Below are 17,383 nucleotides of genomic sequence, written 5' to 3'. Positions count from 1 at the left end.
GATCAGGGCGTAACGGTCGGGCCCTGCTGCTGCGCCTCACGCTGCGCCTTGAGCCGCGCGGCCTCCTCATCGGCCTTGGCCTGTGCTTCGATCTGTGCGGATTCCGCATCGAGATTGCCGAGCCGCTCCTCGCGCGCCTTGGCGACGGCATCGGCCCAGGTGCCGGAACCGAGCATTTTCTGGCGCTCCTCGCGCGCCGCACGCGCGATCTGTGTGAAGCAGCCGGTGAAGCCAGCCGAGCCGGTGGGCGAGCAACTGTCGGTCCCAGACGCGCCGACATATTCGATCGAGCGGGCGCGATTGGCCCAGCTTTGCACGGCCGGGCTGTTGGGATCGGTGCGCAGTTCCTTGGGGATGCGGTAGCGATCATTGTCGGGCATCCGCGCACAGACGACGATCTCGTCGCCCTCGCTCGCCGGGCACGGGTCTTCGCCATAGACGAACACCTGCTTCACCTTCGCGACATCCTCCGGCCCGGCGGCGGCAGCGGGAGCGGCCGGGGCGGCCTGCGCGAAGGCAGGGACCGCAAGAGCGAGGCTGAGGGGGAGTGCAAGGACGAGGGCACGCATCGACAGGTTCCTTCTTAAATCCGCTTCGAGAGGGCAATGGCAGCGCGGCAGCCAAGCCGGATTGCCCCGAAAAGCAAGGGATAGGCAGGCGCGGATTCTGCGCCATGGGCAATCGCGGCATCGCGATGCTCGACTTCTTCGGCCTGGAAGTCCGTGATCGCTTCGGTCAGCGCCGGGTCATCCTCGCCGATCTCCTTGAGCTGCTGCCCGTAATGATCGTCGATCTCGGTCTCGATGGCGGCGGTGCAGGCCATCGCCGCGCGCGGGCCGATGAGCGCGGTTGCAGCGCCGAGCGCAAAGCCGGCGACATGCCAGAAGGGCTGCATCAGCGTGGGGCGCACGCCGCGTTCCACCATCATCGCGTCGAAATGCGCGCGGTGCCGCTCTTCCTGCGCCGCCATACCGGCAATCTCGCGGCTGATCGGATGACGGTCGCCCAGCACGGCGAGCTGCCCGGCATAAATCCGCACCGCGCCATATTCGCCGGCCTGATCGACCCGCAACATCGAGGCGCGGTCCGCACGACGCTGGCCGGGACGGGGCGAGACGCGTGTGCTGTCGGTCATGACCGGCTCCATTTGAGAACCAGAATGAGGATCAGCAGTGCGCCGCCCAGCGAGAGGATCGCGTTGTAGCCGGCGAGCGAAATGCCGAACATCGACCAGGGCGCGACATCGCAGCGCACCAGCGTGGCCGACATGATCGAATCCAGCATCGACTGGCCCGAAGACGTGTCCATAGTCGCGGTGCAGCTGGTCAGGCCCTGCCACCAGCCATATTCGACACCGGCGTGAAATGCGCCGATGGCACCGCTGGTCGCGATGGCCAGCGCCGCGAGCATGGTGAACATCGCGCTCATCGGCGCGGTGCGGCGCAGGGCAATCGCGGCGAGCGCGGCGATGATCGCGCCCAGATGCGGCCAGCGCTGCCACATGCACATTTCGCACGGGAACAGCCCGCCGACATGCTGCGAGAGCAGCGCGCCGCCCAGCAGCAGGGTCGGCAGCATCACCGCCACGAACCGGGCGAGCGACAGGGAGGTGTCACGCGACATCGGTCTGCTTACCGCCGTGCCTTCGTCGTCGGGGCTGCCGCCATTTGCGGCGTTCCGTTCAGGCGGCCGAGAGTCTGCAGCGCGTAATGGAGCTGGAAGTCCTCAACGCCCTGCTTCTTGAGATCCTCCGCCGTCGCGGTGAAGCGGGGATCGGGGTTGCTGTCCGCCTCCAGCTCCGAGCGATCCAGCTTGGCCTCGTTGATGAGGTGACGGCGCAGGTCGCTTTCGCGATATTTCGGCCGCTTGGCGTAATCGGGGTCGGAGAGCTGCGGCACCAGAATGTCCGGCTCGATGCCGCCTTCCTGCACCGAGCGGCCCGATGGCGTGTAATAGCGCGCGGTGGTGAGCCGCAGGGCCGTATCCTGCGAGAGCGGCAGCAGCGTCTGCACGCTGCCCTTGCCGAAGCTGCGCTCGCCCATGATGAGCGCGCGCTTCTGGTCCTGCAGGGCGCCAGCCACAATCTCGGAGGCGGAAGCCGACCCCGCATCGATCAGCACGACGACGGGCAGGCCCTGCGCATCATCGCCGGGCCGGGCATAATAAGGCCGGGTGTCGCCGCGCTGGCGGCCGCGCTGCGAGACGATCTCGCCGCGCTCGAGGAAGGCGTCGGAGACGCGCACGGCTTCATCCAGCAGCCCGCCGGGGTTGGAGCGCAGGTCCAGCACATAGCCGATCGGCTTGTGGCCGAGCGACTTGTCGATGCCGCGAATGGCGCTCTGCACGTCCGCGCCGGTATCGGCGGAGAAGCTGACGATCTTGATGACGCCGACATCGCCCTTCACCTGCCATTTGACCGGCTTGATATCGATGATCGCGCGCGTCAGTTCCACGTCGAACGGCTCGGTGCGGCCTTCGCGGGCGATGGTGAGCTTCACCTTGGTATTCGGCGCACCGCGCATCTTCTCGACCGCTTCGTCGAGCGTGCCGCCATAAATCAGCTTGCCGTCGATATGCGTGATATAGTCGCCGGCCTTGATGCCCGCGCGCGCGGCGGGGGTGTCGTCGGTCGGCGCGATCACCTTCACCACGCCTTCGTCCATCGTGACGGAGAGGCCGAGGCCGCCATAGCTGCCCTCGGTCTGGGTGCGCAAATTCTCGAAGGAGCGGACGTCCAGATAGGCGCTGTGCGGATCGAGGCTGGAGAGCATCCCCTCGATGGCGCCCTTGATCAGCGTCGCATCATCGACCTGCTCGACATAATTGGCGCGCACCCGCTGGAACACGTCCATGAACAGATCGAGCTGTTTGTAAGTCTCGCCCTCGGTCTCCGTAACGGCAGAGGTCGACGCGGGAATGAGCGCGATGGCGCCCAGGATCGCGGCGGAACGGAGAAACAGGGTGCGGCGGGCATTGGCCATGGAGACGCTTTCGACAAAAATGCTGTCCTGACCTATAGCAGGAACAACGGTTCTGCCTAGGTCGCACGCCAGCGTAGCGAAGATAGCGTTACGCGCTGCTGAACGGGGCTAGCGGACAAGGGAAGCAATATCGACAGCGCGGTCCTGCTGGCGCAGCTCGATGATGAGGCGGGCCGGGTCGCTGCCGGTCGCGCCGACCGGGTCGCCTTGGCGCAGGGTATCTCCCGGCGCCACGCTCAACCGGTCCAGCCCGGCCAGCAGGCTCGTCCAGCCGCCGCGATGCTCCAGAATGACGATCTTGCCATAGCCGCGAAACGGCCCGGCAAAGGCGACTCGCCCCGCTGCGGGCGCGATGACCGCGGCCCCGGCTGCGGTCGCCATGGTGATGCCCCGCGCGCGCACGCCGCCTGCGCTCAATTCCCCGAAGCCGGTGACGATGTCGCCGATCGCGGGCAGGCGGTAGGGTGGCGCCGGGGTCTGGCCTGCGGCGACGCTCGGCCGCTCGGGCGCTGGGGCGGCGCTGTTTTGCGGACGGGCCGGCCGGGGCATCGGGCCGGGCAGGCGCAGCAACGCCTCCTGCACCTGCGCCGCATCGCCGATCCGGTCCATCAGATCGCTGATATCACGGGCCTGCTCGCCCATGGCGAGAGCGCGCTCGGTCTGCAGGCTGGCCTCCGCGCGCAACTGCCGGGAAGCGCCGCGCTGGCGCTGCTCAAGCGTGCTGAGCGCGGCCTGCTGCGTTTTCAGCCCGGCGCGGGTGCGGACGAGGGACTGCGCCGCCGCCTGCGCGCTGCGCTGCAGATCGGCACTGCGCGCAATGGCGCCCCGCAGATCCTGCGTGGAGGCGGTGATGGTCGGCAATATCTGCGCGAGCGCGATGCGGCGATGCACCGCCTCGCTGATCGTGCCGGGCGCGACCAGTGCGAGCACCGGCGAGCGCCGGGCCAGTTGCTGCAGGGCGGCGGTCAGTCGGACGATCGGTTGCTGGCGGGTGGCGAGCTGGCGCCGCTGCTCGCGCTGGCGCGTGATGATGATCGCCATGCGCGCCTCGCCCGCGCGCAGATCTGCCTCGCTCTGCTGGATGCGGGCGGCGAGCGCCGCAATTTCGTTGCGGGTTTTGTCGGCTGCGGCGGAGGAGGCGCGGGCGCGGGCTTCCAGGGCTTCGCCACGCTTGCGGGCTTCCTCGCCCTGCGCGCGGGCGCGAGCCAGGGCGGCCTGCTGTCGGGCGATCTCCGCCTGCGCGGCCTGCGGCGCCGGATTGCGCTGGGCAGAGAGAGCCAGCGGTGCCGCGATGGCGGTGATGAGCAGGGCAGCGGTGGCCAGCATGACGGGCAGGGACGGCCGCAGTGCCGGCGGCCGGGGCAGTCGGGTCCAGCTGGCCGCCACCACGCCTCATCCCTCCCGGTGATAGGGGTGGTTGGCGAGGATGCTGGTGGCGCGCCAGAGCTGTTCGGCCAGCATCGCCCGCGCCATCATGTGCGGCCAGGTCATTGCCCCGAAGGCGATCAGAAGGTCAGCGCTGGCCCGGTCTGCGGTCTCAAACCCGTCCGCCGCGCCGATCATGAAGCGGCATTCGCGCACGCCGTCGTCCCGCCAGCGGCCGATCTGCTCGGCAAAGGCCATGGAGGTCAGCTGCTTGCCGGTTTCATCGAGCATCACCATGACCGACTGGGCGGGCAGGGGCGGCGGCGCCTTGCCGCCACGATCCGGCAGTTCGGTGACCTTGGCGGGCAGCGTCACACGCTTGAGATAGCGCTCGACGAGATCGGCCTCTGGCGAGCGGCCGATGCGTCCCCGTGCGACGATGTGCAGCAGCATTCGGCCCCCGGGGTACGCTTAAATAAGGATCAGGCCTCGCCGGCGGCCAGCGGTGCGTCCGAGAAGCCCCACATGCGCTCGAGATTGTAGAAGCTGCGGACCTCCGGGCGGAAGACATGCACGACGACGTCGCCCGCGTCGATCAGCACCCAGTCGGCGACGGGCAGGCCTTCGATGCGGACATTGCGGCCCATCGTCTGCTTGATCCGCTCGGCCAGCTTCTGGGCAATGGCGGCCACCTGCCGGGACGAACGACCCGACGCGATCACGATGTGATCGGCAATGCTGCTCTTGCCGGCAAGCGGAATGCTCACGACTTCCTGCGCCTGATCATCGTCCAGCGATTCCAGAACGATCGCCAGGAGGCGATCCGAGGATGCATCGATGCCGGGTTGGGACAGTCCTCCAGCGGGGGCAGGACGGGCGGGCATGGGTAACGGGTCGGGCAATGTCACTCCTGTGGGATGCGGCGACCGGTCACGCCGTCGATCGGCGCAACATCAGCAAAGCTACGGTGCCAAAGAGGCGCCTTCTGCCGAAGCAGCGTGGCTGATCTGGGATCGGGGCGAAAGCGCAAAAGCACGAGCGCCGGCAGTCTCCATGTCGTCCAGCTTTTGCTCTGACTGGCGGGTCGGACGAAACGCCGCAACCAGGCCATGGCCGGTGAGCCTACAGCCGCCCGACTATAGCCGGGTCGGGCGATAACAGCAATGGCCGTTGTTCGCGCAATATCGCGCCAGCCTTTCCACTGGTGGAACTGGGCCAGATTGTCCTCGCCCATCAGCCAGATGAACCGGCGGTGCGGGTAGCGGCGCGTCAGCCGGCGCAGCGTGTCGAGCGTGTAGCGGGTATGCGTCTCCCGCTCGATGGCGGTGACGCGGATGGGCGCGCGGCGGGCGGCCGCCTTGCCGCTGCCCACGCGCGCGTTCAGCGGTGCCATGCCGGCGGGTGGCTTGAGCGGATTGCCCGGCGAGACCAGCCACCAGACCTCATCCAGCCCCAGTGCGGCGTGCGCGAACAAGGAGATGGCGCGGTGGCCCCCATGGGCGGGGTTGAACGATCCACCCAGCAAGCCGACCGGCACGCGCTTGCCCCGCGTCATGCGGGCTGGCTCCCGCAGGTCTGCGGCTGGTCGGGGGCGGGCGCGCAACAGCTCATGGCCTGTCGCTAGAGGCCGGGCGGGATCAGGTCAAACCGGCAATGGCCAGGATGATCCGGGGAAACGTTAACGCCGCGAAAAGCATCATTGCTCCAGGTCCCTCATTATGCTCAATAAATCGCTCGGCAGCGCAGGGGGAACGCGGTGTCGACTCGGGGGGGGGGAAGATGGGTGGGACACTCGCTTTGAGCGAGCTGCTGTGCGGCGAGCTTCTCTTGTTTGCAGCTTTGGGGCTTATCATCGGTGGGCTGGACGATCTGGCCATCGACCTCATCTATCTGGCGCGGCGCGGCTGGCGGTCGCTGACCGTCTACAGCCGGGTGGCGCGGATGACGTCACGCGATTTGCCGCCCGCTGGCTCTGCGGGGCCGATCGCGGTGTTCATTCCTGCCTGGGACGAGTCGGACGTGATCCGTCCCATGCTCACCGGCTGCCTCGACAAATGGGCCGGCGAGGATGTGCAGATTTTTGTCGGCGCTTATCCCAATGATCCGGCGACCTTGTGGGCGGTCTGCACGCTGATCACCGAGCGGGGCGGCGGGCGCGTGACCTTGGTGGTCAATGATCGGCCCGGTCCCACCACCAAGGCCGATTGCCTGAACCAGCTGTGGGTCGCCATGCAACGCTGGGAAGCCGAGCAGGAGCGCCGCGTGCTCACGGTGGTGCTGCACGATGCCGAGGATGTCGTGCATCCCGATGCGCTGCGGGTGATCGGCTATCTCGCGCCACGCTTCGCGCTCGTCCAGCTCCCGGTCCTTCCGCTCAAATCGGCGCGCTCGCAATGGGTTGCGGGCCATTATCTCGATGAATTCGCGGTCGCGCACGGCGCCTCGCTGACGGTGCGGGAAGCGCTGGGCGCAGCCATGCCGTCGGCCGGCGTCGGCTGCGGCTTCAGCCGCGATGCGCTCGCCGCCGTGGCGATGGAGCGGGGCGGGCGCCCATTCGATGAGGCCAGCCTCACCGAGGATTATGAGCTGGGCCTGCGCATTGGCGATGCCGGCGGGCGCGGCATATTGGTGCGGATGCGCGACGCCAGGGGCGAGCTGATCGCCACGCGCGAGTATTTCCCGGATAGCTGGGGCGCCGCCGTTCGGCAAAAGGCGCGCTGGACGGTCGGGATCGCCTTGGCCGGCTGGGATCGGCTCGGCTGGTCCGGCCCCTGGCGCGAGCGCTGGATGCGTCTGCGCGATCGACGCGCCGCGCTGGCAGCGATCGTCCTGGTCGCGGCTTATGCCGGGCTGGGGCTGGCCCTGTTCATCCACATCACGCGCAGCCTGATGGGCCTGCCGCCGATGACCTGGCCCGAGCCCTTGCCCTGGCTGATGCGCGCGACGGCCGTGCTGCTCGCCTGGCGGCTCATCATGCGCATGCTGTTCGTCTGGCGAGCCTATGGCTGGGGGCAAGCGCTCCTCTCCGTGCCGCGCACGATCACTGGCAATATCGTTGCCATTCTCGCCGCCGGGCGCGCCATTTCGATCTACGTGCGGCATCTGCGCGGGCGGGCGCTGGTGTGGGACAAGACGCGCCATCGCTTCCCTGACGCGGCCACGGGAGTCTCGGCATGAGCGCGGGTGGCGGGCGGCCGCTGCGGTTCCTGGGCGCGGTCCTGGGCTGCTGGGTCTGCGCGCGCGGCGTGATGCTGGGCTGGCCCGTGATGGCGGGAGGCGAGCGCGGGGCGACGGACGTTGCGGCCTTGCCTGCGGCGCAGGCGCCGAGTGGCGGGGTCCGGGCTGATCATAGCGACGGGCAGCGCAGCGCGGGATTGTCGGGCGATGCCCCCGCTGTCGCCGGCCGACCGGCAGGCACGGCGGCACGATCTCACCATGCGGTTCTGTCATACCGGACGCCCGTCGCGCTTTGGGCGCAGGCTCCTCGAACGGACATGCCACAGCCAAGGTCGGACGCTCCGCGCAATGCGCCGGCTTCGGCAGCGACGCCTTCGCAAGGGACCGTGCTTGGCGAGCCGTCGATCGGCACCCTGCGAGAAGCGCGCAAGAGCGGGCGCGTGTCCGGCCAGGCATGGCTGTTCTGGCGCCCCGATGCCGGCGGGTCGCGCGCCTTTGCGCCGCTGCTCGGCGGATCGCAAATGGGCGTCCGGCTCGATTATCGCGTCAGCAGCAGCGAGATGGGCGTGTTCAGCCTCTATGGACGGGCCAGCCGCGCAATTGAACGGCCGTTCGCGGAGGAGGGAGCATTGGGCCTCGCCTGGCGCCCGGCCGGGCTGCCCGCTGCCTTGCCAGTCTCGCTGATGGTGGAGCGACGCCAGCGTCTCGGGACAGGCGGTCGCAACGGGTTCGCCCTGCTGGCGGCCGGCGGCCTGAACACGACCGCGATTCTGCCGCGCGTCGAGGCGGACGGCTATGCACAGGCCGGATTTGTCGGCTTGCCCGGCAGCGATGGCTTTGCGGACGGCAAGGCTGCGCTCTCTTACCGGCTGTTTCCGCCCGGACGCGGGCTCGCACTGGCAGTCGGTGGCGCGCTCTCCGGCAGCGTCCAGCCCGGTGCGCGGCGGCTGGACATCGGGCCGCAACTCCGCGCGCGGCTGCCATGGGCCCGGCCGGGGCTGAGCCTCTCGGCGGAATGGCGCTTCCGCATCGCGGGCAATGCACGCCCGGCAAGCGGCCCTGCGATCACCCTCGCGACGGATTTTTGAGCATCGGGCGGCAAGCCCCTTTTTGATCGGGCGCTTTGCGACTACCGAGGGCGACATGGACATCTATCTGCCGATCGCCAACCTGTCGGTGAACGCCCTGGTCATCATCGGCCTGGGCGGCCTTGTCGGCCTGCTCTCGGGCATGTTCGGCGTGGGCGGCGGATTTCTCACCACGCCCTTGCTGATCTTCTACGGCATCCCGCCGACCGTCTCCGCCGCATCCTCCGCCACGCAGGTGATGGGCGCGAGCGTTTCCAGCGTGTTCAGCCATCTCGGCCGCAAGACGGTCGATCTCAAGATGAGCGCCGTCCTCGTCGTCGGCGGTGCCATCGGCGCGGCGCTGGGCGCGGTGATCTATCGCGTGCTGGAGCGGATGGGCCAGATCGATACCACCATTGCCGTGCTCTACGTGCTGATGCTCGGCTCGATCGGCATGCTGATGGCGCGGGAATCGATCCATGCGCTGGTGATGGCGCGGCGCGGGCAGCGGCAGGCCGCGCGCAAGCGGCGGCACCACCCGCTGGTGGCGGCGCTGCCGCTGCGCTGGCGTTTCTATGCTTCGGGCCTTTACATTTCGCCGCTGGCGCCGCTGCTGCTCGGCATCTTCTCGGGCATCATGACCATGTTGATGGGCGTGGGCGGCGGCTTCATCCTCGTGCCCGCGATGCTCTACATTCTTGGCATGTCGACGCAGATCGTCATCGGCACGTCGCTGTTCCAGATCCTGTTCGTGACGATGTTCACGACGATGGTCCACGCCACCACCACCCATGCGGTGGACCTCGTCCTCGCCTTCCTGCTGCTCATCGGCAGCGTGACCGGCGCGCAGATCGGCAGCCGCATCTCGATGCGAGCGCGGCCGGAATATCTGCGCGTCGCGCTGGCCTTCATCGCTTTGGTCATCGCCATCCGCATGGCGCTGGGCCTTGGCTGGCGGCCGGACGAGATCTACTCGGTGGTTGTCCAGTGATCACCCGCATCGCCCCCTGGGTGGTGGCGCTGGCGCTGCTGGGCGGCGCCCCGGCGAGCGCGCAGCGGGCCGCGCCGCAGCTGGTGCCGGATGTCTCTCAACGCACCGTCGAGATCCAGTTCAGCTTCACCGGCGCGGAATTGCTGCTGTTCGGCGCGATCCTCTATCCCGGTGGGCGCGTACCGGAGGAGCCGGTCGACATCATCGTCGTGCTCAAGGGCCCGAGCCAGGCGATCACCGTGCGCGAGAAGCGCAAGCTCGCCGGCATGTGGGTCAATGCCGACAGCATCGCCTTCCGCTCGGCGCCGAGCTTCTATGCCGTGGCGTCCTCGCGCCCCATCGACCAGATCGTCGATGAACGTACGGCCGCGATCTACGAGCTGGGGCTGAGCAAGCTGCAGCTCTCGCCCGCGTCCTTCAGCGATACCGAGGAGATCGGCCGGTTCGCCAGCGGCCTCAATGATCTGCGCGCGCGCAGCGGGCTGTATCTGGAGGCGCCCAAGGCGGTCGAGATCACCGATGGCGTGCTGTACCGCGCGCGCCTGCCGCTCTCCGCCCGGGTGGTCACCGGCACCTACACCGCCGAGACGTTTCTGGTGCAGAATGGCCGCGTGCTCGCCGCCGCGGTGCGCGAGATCGAGGTCCACAAGACCGGCTTTGAGCGCGACATCGGCGTCTTCGCGCAGGAGCATGGCGTGGCTTATGGTCTGGTCGCCGTCTTCTCGGCGCTCGCTATGGGCATGTTCGCCGGCTTCGTCGCGGGTCGCGTGAAAATGCGCTGAGCCCAAGCGGCGCCCACGGCGCAGGCATTTGTTTACGCATATTCGATACGCCCTGCATCCTGGCCACAGGTGGGAGCGACGCGGTGAACTATTTTTCTGGCAGGGATCTGGATGGCCAGCCGGTGCCGGTCGATGCCGTGGCGCAGCCCGGCGTGCGGCCGCATTTCTCGGATATCGAGATCGGCGTCATCTCCGCGATATCCGGCGGCTCGGCCAAGATCCTGCTCGACATCGCCGCCATGGAGCGACTGGCCGGGGAGAGCGACCCCAGCATCGCCATGGGCGGGCAGGTCGGCAGCCAGCTCAAGATGCGGGTCGGCGCCTGCTGGATCGTCGCGACGGTGCGCACGCTGGCGCTCGATTCCCGCTCCGCGACGCACATCCTCGCCGATATCGACTTTGTGGGGGAGGGCGATCAGGAGCAACTGACCGGGCGCATCTTCCGCTTCCGCCGTGGCGTCACGCGCTTCCCGGTGCCCGGCACGCCCATCTATCCCGTCTCCAGCCCGGATATGCTGGAAATCTATTCCGCCCATGATCAGGCGCGGATCGAGATCGGCACGGTGTACCCCACCGCGAACACCCGCGCCTCGCTGCTGGTCGATGCGCTGCTCGGCAAGCATTTCGCGTTGCTCGGCTCCACCGGTACCGGCAAGTCCACTTCCGCCGCGCTCATCCTGCACCGCATCTGCGACATGGCGCCGCAGGGCCATATCGTGATGATCGATCCGCATGGCGAATATGGCGCCGCCTTCGCCGGCAATGGCGCGGTCTACGATACCAGCAATCTCGAACTGCCCTATTGGCTGATGAACTTCGAGGAGCATTGCGAAGTGCTCGTCACTTCCAAGGGCCCCGAGCGCGCGCAGGATTGCGATATTCTCGCCAAGTGCCTGCTCGCCGCGCGCGGCCGCAGCCGGTTGGCGGAAGGCATCGGGCGGCTGACGGTCGATTCTCCGGTGCCCTATCTGCTCTCCGATCTCGCGGCGATCCTCGCCAATGAGATGGGCAAGCTCGACAAGAGCACTAACTCGCTGCCCTATCTGCGCCTGCGCACCCGGCTGGACGAGATCAAGGCGGACCCGCGCTTCAGCTTCATGTTTTCCGGCATGCTGGTGGCGGATTCGATGCAGAATTTCCTCGCCAAGCTGTTCCGCCTGCCGGCGATGGGCAAGCCGATTTCCATTGTCGATACCTCGGCCATGCCGTCCGAGATCACCCATGTCGTCGTCTCCGTGCTGGCGCGGCTGATCTTCGATTTCGCCATCTGGGCGCGCGACGAGGAGCAGAAGCCGATCCTGCTCGTCTGCGAGGAAGCCCATCGCTACATCCCCTCCAGCAACATCGAGGCCGGGCAGAGCGTGCGCAAGATCCTCGAGCGGATCGCCAAGGAAGGGCGCAAATATGGCGTGTCGCTGGGGCTGATCACGCAGCGCCCGTCCGATCTTGCCGAGGGCGTGCTCTCGCAATGCGGCACGCTGATCGCCATGCGCCTCAACAACGAGCGCGATCAGCAGTTCGTGAAGGCAGCGATGCCGGAGGGCTCGCGCGGCTTTCTCGATTCGATCCCGGCCCTGCGCAACCGCGAGTGCATCGTCTGCGGCGAGGGCGTCACCGTGCCGATCCGCGTCGCCTTCGATGATCTCGAAGCCGCCCGCCGCCCGGCATCGGCGGACCCGGTCTTCTCCGACCTGTGGCGCCAGACCGGCGGCGAGGAGGAAATCCTCGAGCGCACGATCAACCGCTGGCGCAATCAGGGCCGCTGAGCGGGCGGCGCGGCCTGCGCTGAAATATTTCGTAATATACCGAAATCCGGCTGAATTGCTTCTGGGGTAGCGCGGCACTTCCACTCCCAGGAGCTGCTGCATGATTGACAAGGACCAGGCGCCGGAATTGGCGCGGCAAGACAACAATCACGATCACGGGCTCGCCCACGATCTGGTCGCCATCCGTAAGCTTGAGGTCGGTCGACGGCGCGCGTTGCTGTGGCTCGGCGGCGCGGGCAGCACGGCGCTGCTGGTCGGTTGCGGCAGTGACAGCAGCAGCAGCGGCGCGGCAAGCACGACCACGATCGCCACGCCGACGCCAACACCGACTCCGACGCCCACGCCCACGCCGACCCCCACATCGTCGGGCACCTGCACGGTCCCGGCAACCGAGACCAACGGGCCTTATCCCGCCGACGGGACCAACACCTCTTCGGGGGTGACCTCCAACGTGCTGACCTATACAGGCGCAGTTCGGCAGGACATCCGCTCAAGCTTTGCGGGGTCGTCAACCACAGTGGCGACCGGGATTCGCATGGATGTGACCATCACCCTGGTGAATGCCAATAACAGCTGCGCGCCCCTTGCAGGTTACGCCGTGTACATGTGGCATTGTGATCGCAGCGGCGATTATTCCCTGTATGATCTTCCGGCGGAAAGCTATCTGCGCGGCATTCAGGTTTCGGATGCCAATGGGCAGGTGACATTCACCACCATCTTCCCCGGCTGTTACAACGGACGCTATCCGCACATCCATTTTGAAGTGTTTTCCAGTTTGTCCAATGCAACCAGCGGGCGGTATGCCGTGCTGATTTCGCAATTTGCCCTCCCGGCGACGCAATGCGCGGAAGTCTATGCAACGTCGACCTACGCAAGTAGCCGATCGGCCTATAACAGTGCGTCGATTGCCAACGACAATGTGTTCGGCGACAATTCGTCGGCGCAGATGGCAGTGATGACTCTCGCCATGACCGGGGATACGAGTAACGGCTATGCAGCGACCGCGACCATCGGCATTGCAACCTGACCCGCCGGTGGGAGATTCCGGGTTCTGAAGCGCACGGGGAACGTGATCGATGAATGACTCCGGCGAGCGCAAGCATGTGGTCGTGCTTGACGATGACGCTGAGCTGCGCACGCTGATCTGTGAATATCTCGAGGCGCATGAGCTGCGGGTCAGCGCTGTGGGAAGCGGTGCTGAACTGCGACTGTTGCTGGGCACTGACCGACCGGATGCCATCATCCTCGACGTGATGATGCCTGTCGAGGATGGTCTTTCTGTCCTCAAGGACATCGCGGGGAAGGCCGATCGGCCAGCCATCCTGATGCTCTCCGCCATGGCCTCCGATGTCGACAGAATTCTTGGACTGGAACTGGGTGCGGACGACTATATCGCAAAGCCGGTCAATCCCCGGGAACTGCTTGCCCGCGTGCGTGCGGTGCTGCGTCGCAGGACTGCGGGACGCGGGCCGGAAGAAGAGGAGGTCCAGGCGATCCGGTTTGATGGCTGGGTGGCCCTGCCCGCAAGCTATGGACTGGTTTCGCCCGACGGCACAACTGTTGAACTGACGACCAACGAATATCGGCTGCTCCTCGCCCTGCTCAGGCGACCGGGGCGGGTGGTCAGCCGCGATACGCTGATGTTTGATGTCCACGGGGCGGATGCCGAGTTCTATGACCGGGCCGTCGATGTCGGCATCTCCCGCCTGCGCGCGAAGCTTGCGGAGCACGATGCGTCGGAGCTGATCCGCACGGTCCGGGGCGAAGGCTATCTGCTCGTGCGGCGGTCGTGACCGTGCGCCTATCTGGTCTTGCACGCTGGAGCATTTCCCGGCAGCTTGGCGTTCTCCTCTTCGGGGCGTTGCTGCTCTCGACGATGGCCAATTTCCTCACCACTTTCATCGGCCCGCCCCCACGGGCAGCGCCTGTGCAGCTCATCGAGCTAGCGGCTACCCTCGCCGGGCGTCCGACATTGGAGAGGGATTCGGGCCTCATGCCGCGCGAGACCGCTGCCTCGTTCACGCCGCGTGCGGACGAGCAGCGGAACGAGCGCTACGAGGCGCAGCTGGCCAGCATCATGAACCTCCCGCCGTCGCACGTCAGGCTGGCAAGCGAAATCGCAGCCGGGCCTGCAGGAGGACATCGGGCCGCGCCCGCGCCGAGCGCGTTGTTCGGATCGTTCTCCGCCGCCGTGCGGGACGATACCGGGGGGTGGCAGATCGTCCGCAGTGCGCCGCAGCCGGTGTTCACGGCCTGGCATCGCACTGTGCTTCTCGTCACGATTGTCGTTGCGATCGTTCTTGGGATTGGCGCTGCGCTGATGGGACGCGGGATCGTAGCGCCACTCCACCGGCTCGCCCAACAAGCCGACCAGGCTTATGTCGAGGGCAAGCGTAGCCCCATTTTCGTGGATGGCCCGCCCGAGATTGCCCAGCTGGCGACCACCATAGCGGCCATGCGGGATCGGTTCGCGGATCTGGTGGAAAGCCGCACCATGATGCTCGCGGCGATCGCGCATGACATGGCAAGCCCGTTGGCCCGCCTGGAGTTTCGCGTCGCCAGATTGCCCAAGGATATCCGCGCCGACGCCGAGAAGGATTTAGCCGAACTGGCGGCTCTGATTGCCAGCATTCTGGCTTATGCCAAGGGAACGGGGCAGCTCGAGACCGGGCTGGTGAATATCGCAGCCGTCGCGCGCGATGTGGTGGATCGCAGCACCACCGGCCCCGCGCTGGTTCTGGCGGAAGCGCCTGCGGCCGCCTGGATATGGGGGGACCGTCTCGCGATTCAGCGCCTCATCGGCAACCTGGTCGCCAATGCCCAGCGCTATGCGGGCGGCGGCTTCATCACGATCGTGGAGGCGCATGGCGAGATCGTTCTCACCGTTGCGGATGATGGCCCTGGCTTCCCTCCGGCCCTGCAGGAAAGGCTGTTCGAGCCATTCTTCCGCGTCGAAACCTCCCGTAGCCGCGAAACCGCTGGCGTCGGTCTTGGCCTTGCCGTCGGGCGCTCCATTGCCGAAGCGCATGGCGGGACGCTGGTGGCCCGGACGCGCCCGCAGGGCGGTGCCAGCTTCGTCCTTACGCTCCCCGCTTCGGAATGGCAGGCTCCGACTCCGGCGTGACGCTTTGCTCGATCGCGTGCATATCATCGTCAGAAAAGCCGAAATGGTGGCCCACCTCGTGAACGATCACATGGGCGATCAGCGCATCCAGCGCGACGCCGCTATCCACCCATTCTTCCAGCAGCGGGCGGCGGTAGAGGCGGATGATCGGCGGCAGATCGCCGGATGACCAGATGCTCTGCTCGGTCAAGGCATGGCCCTGATAAAGCCCGGTCAGCTCCCAGGGGTCTTCGATGCCCAGCTCATCGAGCACATCCTGCTCGGCGAACTCCTCGATCTGGATCGCAATGCCATCGAGATGCTGCCGAAACAGCGCCGGCATTGCCGCAATGGCCTGACGCGCCAGGCGCTCCAGCACGGCGGCGTCGGGCGCATGGCGCAGGGGTTCAGTCACGCGCGAGCGGGTCCAGCGCCGAGCGCCCACGACGGACGGCCGCCGGGCGCGCGCTGCTGCCCGGCCCCATGGCCTGCAGCGCGGCGATCCGCTTCTCGGTCTTGGGGTGGGTCGAGAACAGCTCGGAGACGCTGGTCGGCACGATGTAGAGCTGCGCCGCTGCCGGGTTCTGCGCCACCGCCTGCGTTGGGCGGCGCTGCGCCGCGCCGGCGATCTTGGCAAGGGCAGACGCCAGCGCATGGGGATTGCCACTGATCTCCGCACCGGCCTTGTCCGCGCCATATTCGCGCGTGCGGCTGATCGCCATCTGCACGATCATCGCCGCAAAGGGCGCGACCAGCACGGCGAGGATCGCCGCGAGCGGGTTGCCGCCATTGCCATTGCCGCCCCGGAAAAACAGCGCGAAATTGGCGATCATCGAGATAGCGCCGGCAATGGTCGCGACCATGGTCATCACCAGCGTATCGCGATTGCGGACATGGCCGAGCTCATGCGCCATCACGGCGGCGACTTCATCGCGGTCCAGCATGTGCAGCAGGCCGGTCGTGGCCGCCACGGCGGCATTCTGCGGATTGCGGCCCGTCGCGAAAGCATTGGGGCTAGGATCCTCCACGATATAGACGCGCGGCATCGGCAGGCCGGCATTGCGGGCGAGATCGCGCACCATGCCGTAGAAATCCGGCGCGGAAGCCATGTCGACCTCACGCGCATTGTGCATGCGCAGGACGATCTTGTCCGCATTCCAATATGTGAACAGGTTCATGCCCGCCGCGACCAGCAGCGCGATCATCGCGCCGCCTGTGCCGCCGAACATATAACCCAGAGCCATGAACAGCGCGGTGAGCGCTGCCAGCAGCATGGCCGTCTTCATCATATTCAACGTCTTCAACTCCCTGAGGAAAAACCCGGAAAAGACCTTGCCAATATGTAGGTGGACCGGTGTTTGGCCGCAATGGGAGCCGAGGTGGATTTGGCGCTCAGCCGTGCTGGAGATCGCAGTCGATGGGCAGCGCCGCGCCGGAGATGGAGCGCCCGGCCGGCGTCGTGAGGAACAGCGCCAGATCGGCGACATGTTCGGGCGGCACGATGCGCTTGAGCGATTGCGATGCAAGGCCGAGCGCGGTTTCCTCCGCCACGCTGCGCCCGCTGACGGTCGCACGACCCGCGATCACCCGGTCGAACCGCTCGCCGCCGACTGCGCCGGGCAGGATGGCGTTGGCCGTCACGTCGAACGGCCCGAGTTCCATCGCGAGTGTCTTGGTGAAGCCAATGAGGCCCCACTTGCTCGTCGCATAGGCAATGCGGTTGGGATAGCCATAGCGCCCGGCGGCGGAGGACAGGGTGATGATCGTCCCGGCGCTGGCCTTGAGCAACGGAATGGCCCGCTGGGTGACCTCGAACGTGCCGGTGAGGTTGATGTCCATCACCGCGCGCCAGTCCGCGCTGGGCAACTCGTCCGCCGGTGCCGTGGGTCCGCCGATGCCGACATTGTTCACCAGCACGTCCAGCCCGCCCAGATGCGCGGAGACAGCTTCAAACAGGCTGTCGATCTCGGCGACCTGTGACACATCGCACCGCGCGCCGGCCATGCCGGGGTGCGCGGCAAGGGCCTTGTCGATGGCGTCCCGGTCCACATCGCCGATCAGCACGCGATGCCCCTCGGCATGGAAGCGCCGGGCGATGGCGAGGCCGATGCCGCCTGCGCCGCCGGTGACCAGAACGCGCATCATATCGTT

General features: G+C 67.1%; 19 protein-coding genes. 8 read left to right on the top strand and 11 right to left on the bottom strand.

Translation table 11 applies throughout. From position 1 onward, the window contains the following. Window positions 1–2: 2 nt before the first annotated feature. From M2334_RS13185 to M2334_RS13150, 8 genes are all read right to left on the bottom strand, one after another. A complete protein-coding gene (locus M2334_RS13185) occupies window positions 3–569 on the bottom strand; it encodes a hypothetical protein (protein ID WP_264569633.1) in 567 nt (188 codons plus the stop codon). Window positions 570–583: 14 nt separating this feature from the next. Continuing rightward, on the bottom strand, window positions 584–1,135 hold the full coding sequence (locus M2334_RS13180; protein WP_264584427.1) for a demethoxyubiquinone hydroxylase family protein: 552 nt from the start codon (window positions 1,133–1,135) through the stop codon (window positions 584–586). Further along, on the bottom strand, window positions 1,132–1,623 hold the full coding sequence (locus M2334_RS13175; protein ID WP_264605658.1) for a disulfide bond formation protein B: 492 nt from the start codon (window positions 1,621–1,623) through the stop codon (window positions 1,132–1,134). Before M2334_RS13175 ends, M2334_RS13180 begins: the two co-directional genes overlap by 4 nt. Window positions 1,624–1,631: 8 nt before the next feature. Continuing rightward, window positions 1,632–2,981 carry a S41 family peptidase gene (locus M2334_RS13170; protein WP_264576390.1) on the bottom strand — a complete coding sequence of 450 codons (1,350 nt, stop codon included), beginning with the start codon at window positions 2,979–2,981 and terminating at the stop codon, window positions 1,632–1,634. A gap of 108 nt (window positions 2,982–3,089) precedes the next feature. Continuing rightward, on the bottom strand, window positions 3,090–4,367 hold the full coding sequence (locus tag M2334_RS13165; RefSeq protein WP_264605657.1) for a murein hydrolase activator EnvC family protein: 1,278 nt from the start codon (window positions 4,365–4,367) through the stop codon (window positions 3,090–3,092). 6 nt (window positions 4,368–4,373) lie between these two features. After that, entirely contained in the window at window positions 4,374–4,799 is a 426-nt protein-coding gene (locus M2334_RS13160) for a 23S rRNA (pseudouridine(1915)-N(3))-methyltransferase RlmH (protein ID WP_264594982.1), read from the bottom strand. Between the two features lie 29 nt (window positions 4,800–4,828). After that, a complete protein-coding gene (rsfS, locus tag M2334_RS13155) occupies window positions 4,829–5,230 on the bottom strand; it encodes a ribosome silencing factor (RefSeq protein ID WP_181561330.1) in 402 nt (133 codons plus the stop codon). A 20-nt stretch (window positions 5,231–5,250) separates the two neighbouring features. Continuing rightward, window positions 5,251–5,901, bottom strand: a complete 651-nt coding sequence (locus M2334_RS13150; protein ID WP_264594981.1) for a nicotinate-nucleotide adenylyltransferase — start codon at window positions 5,899–5,901, stop codon at window positions 5,251–5,253. 224 nt (window positions 5,902–6,125) lie between these two features. On the opposite strand from M2334_RS13150, the gene M2334_RS13145 reads away from it, so the two are divergent. The 8 genes from M2334_RS13145 (at window position 6,126) to M2334_RS13110 (ending at window position 15,253) form a co-directional block, all read left to right on the top strand. Then, the gene (locus M2334_RS13145) at window positions 6,126–7,523 is read left to right on the top strand and encodes a glycosyl transferase family protein (protein ID WP_264594980.1); all 1,398 of its coding nucleotides are present in this window, start codon (window positions 6,126–6,128) and stop codon (window positions 7,521–7,523) included. Continuing rightward, window positions 7,520–8,611, top strand: a complete 1,092-nt coding sequence (locus M2334_RS13140; protein WP_264594979.1) for a hypothetical protein — start codon at window positions 7,520–7,522, stop codon at window positions 8,609–8,611. The genes M2334_RS13145 and M2334_RS13140 overlap by 4 nt, the downstream gene beginning before the upstream one ends. 55 nt (window positions 8,612–8,666) lie before the next feature. Next, window positions 8,667–9,581, top strand: a complete 915-nt coding sequence (locus tag M2334_RS13135; protein ID WP_181558917.1) for a sulfite exporter TauE/SafE family protein — start codon at window positions 8,667–8,669, stop codon at window positions 9,579–9,581. Further along, a complete protein-coding gene (locus M2334_RS13130; protein ID WP_413716447.1) occupies window positions 9,578–10,363 on the top strand; it encodes a TIGR02186 family protein in 786 nt (261 codons plus the stop codon). Before M2334_RS13135 ends, M2334_RS13130 begins: the two co-directional genes overlap by 4 nt. Window positions 10,364–10,602: 239 nt before the next feature. Beyond that, window positions 10,603–12,129, top strand: coding sequence for an ATP-binding protein (locus tag M2334_RS13125; RefSeq protein WP_181561331.1), 1,527 nt, complete (start codon window positions 10,603–10,605; stop codon window positions 12,127–12,129). A 100-nt stretch (window positions 12,130–12,229) separates the two neighbouring features. Next, the gene (locus M2334_RS13120; protein WP_264594978.1) at window positions 12,230–13,156 is read left to right on the top strand and encodes an intradiol ring-cleavage dioxygenase; all 927 of its coding nucleotides are present in this window, start codon (window positions 12,230–12,232) and stop codon (window positions 13,154–13,156) included. 49 nt (window positions 13,157–13,205) lie between these two features. Then, the gene (locus M2334_RS13115) at window positions 13,206–13,922 is read left to right on the top strand and encodes a response regulator transcription factor (RefSeq protein WP_264605656.1); all 717 of its coding nucleotides are present in this window, start codon (window positions 13,206–13,208) and stop codon (window positions 13,920–13,922) included. Further along, entirely contained in the window at window positions 13,919–15,253 is a 1,335-nt protein-coding gene (locus tag M2334_RS13110) for a sensor histidine kinase (RefSeq protein WP_264594976.1), read from the top strand. Before M2334_RS13115 ends, M2334_RS13110 begins: the two co-directional genes overlap by 4 nt. Here the strand turns inward: M2334_RS13110 and M2334_RS13105 are convergent. The 3 genes from M2334_RS13105 to M2334_RS13095 form a co-directional block, all read right to left on the bottom strand. Beyond that, on the bottom strand, window positions 15,210–15,647 hold the full coding sequence (locus M2334_RS13105) for a metallopeptidase family protein (protein WP_319801348.1): 438 nt from the start codon (window positions 15,645–15,647) through the stop codon (window positions 15,210–15,212). The two genes, M2334_RS13110 and M2334_RS13105, sit on opposite strands and share 44 nt — an antisense overlap. Beyond that, window positions 15,640–16,527 carry a zinc metalloprotease HtpX gene (gene htpX / locus M2334_RS13100; RefSeq protein ID WP_264584473.1) on the bottom strand — a complete coding sequence of 296 codons (888 nt, stop codon included), beginning with the start codon at window positions 16,525–16,527 and terminating at the stop codon, window positions 15,640–15,642. Before htpX ends, M2334_RS13105 begins: the two co-directional genes overlap by 8 nt. A 97-nt stretch (window positions 16,528–16,624) precedes the next feature. Continuing rightward, a complete protein-coding gene (locus tag M2334_RS13095) occupies window positions 16,625–17,377 on the bottom strand; it encodes an SDR family oxidoreductase (protein ID WP_264605655.1) in 753 nt (250 codons plus the stop codon). Between the last annotated feature and the right edge of the window lie 6 nt (window positions 17,378–17,383).

The organism is Sphingobium sp. B11D3D (genome assembly GCF_025961755.1).
Taxonomy (GTDB): domain Bacteria; phylum Pseudomonadota; class Alphaproteobacteria; order Sphingomonadales; family Sphingomonadaceae; genus Sphingobium.
This window is presented reverse-complemented; position numbering and strand designations above follow the sequence as displayed.

Bases quoted from the DNA above. Each gene is read 5' to 3' on its own strand.
- M2334_RS13125 (WP_181561331.1), top strand. From the start codon at position 10,603: ATGGAGCGACTGGCCGGGGAGAGCGACCCCAGCATCGCCATGGGCGGG.
- M2334_RS13170 (WP_264576390.1), bottom strand. From the start codon at position 2,981: ATGGCCAATGCCCGCCGCACCCTGTTTCTCCGTTCCGCCGCGATCCTG.
- rsfS (WP_181561330.1), bottom strand. From the start codon at position 5,230: ATGCCCGCCCGTCCTGCCCCCGCTGGAGGACTGTCCCAACCCGGCATC.
- M2334_RS13180 (WP_264584427.1), bottom strand. From the start codon at position 1,135: ATGACCGACAGCACACGCGTCTCGCCCCGTCCCGGCCAGCGTCGTGCG.
- M2334_RS13145 (WP_264594980.1), top strand. From the start codon at position 6,126: ATGGGTGGGACACTCGCTTTGAGCGAGCTGCTGTGCGGCGAGCTTCTC.
- M2334_RS13150 (WP_264594981.1), bottom strand. From the start codon at position 5,901: ATGACGCGGGGCAAGCGCGTGCCGGTCGGCTTGCTGGGTGGATCGTTC.
- M2334_RS13120 (WP_264594978.1), top strand. From the start codon at position 12,230: ATGATTGACAAGGACCAGGCGCCGGAATTGGCGCGGCAAGACAACAAT.
- M2334_RS13140 (WP_264594979.1), top strand. From the start codon at position 7,520: ATGAGCGCGGGTGGCGGGCGGCCGCTGCGGTTCCTGGGCGCGGTCCTG.
- M2334_RS13175 (WP_264605658.1), bottom strand. From the start codon at position 1,623: ATGTCGCGTGACACCTCCCTGTCGCTCGCCCGGTTCGTGGCGGTGATG.
- M2334_RS13135 (WP_181558917.1), top strand. From the start codon at position 8,667: ATGGACATCTATCTGCCGATCGCCAACCTGTCGGTGAACGCCCTGGTC.
- M2334_RS13115 (WP_264605656.1), top strand. From the start codon at position 13,206: ATGAATGACTCCGGCGAGCGCAAGCATGTGGTCGTGCTTGACGATGAC.
- M2334_RS13185 (WP_264569633.1), bottom strand. From the start codon at position 569: ATGCGTGCCCTCGTCCTTGCACTCCCCCTCAGCCTCGCTCTTGCGGTC.
- M2334_RS13095 (WP_264605655.1), bottom strand. From the start codon at position 17,377: ATGATGCGCGTTCTGGTCACCGGCGGCGCAGGCGGCATCGGCCTCGCC.
- M2334_RS13160 (WP_264594982.1), bottom strand. From the start codon at position 4,799: ATGCTGCTGCACATCGTCGCACGGGGACGCATCGGCCGCTCGCCAGAG.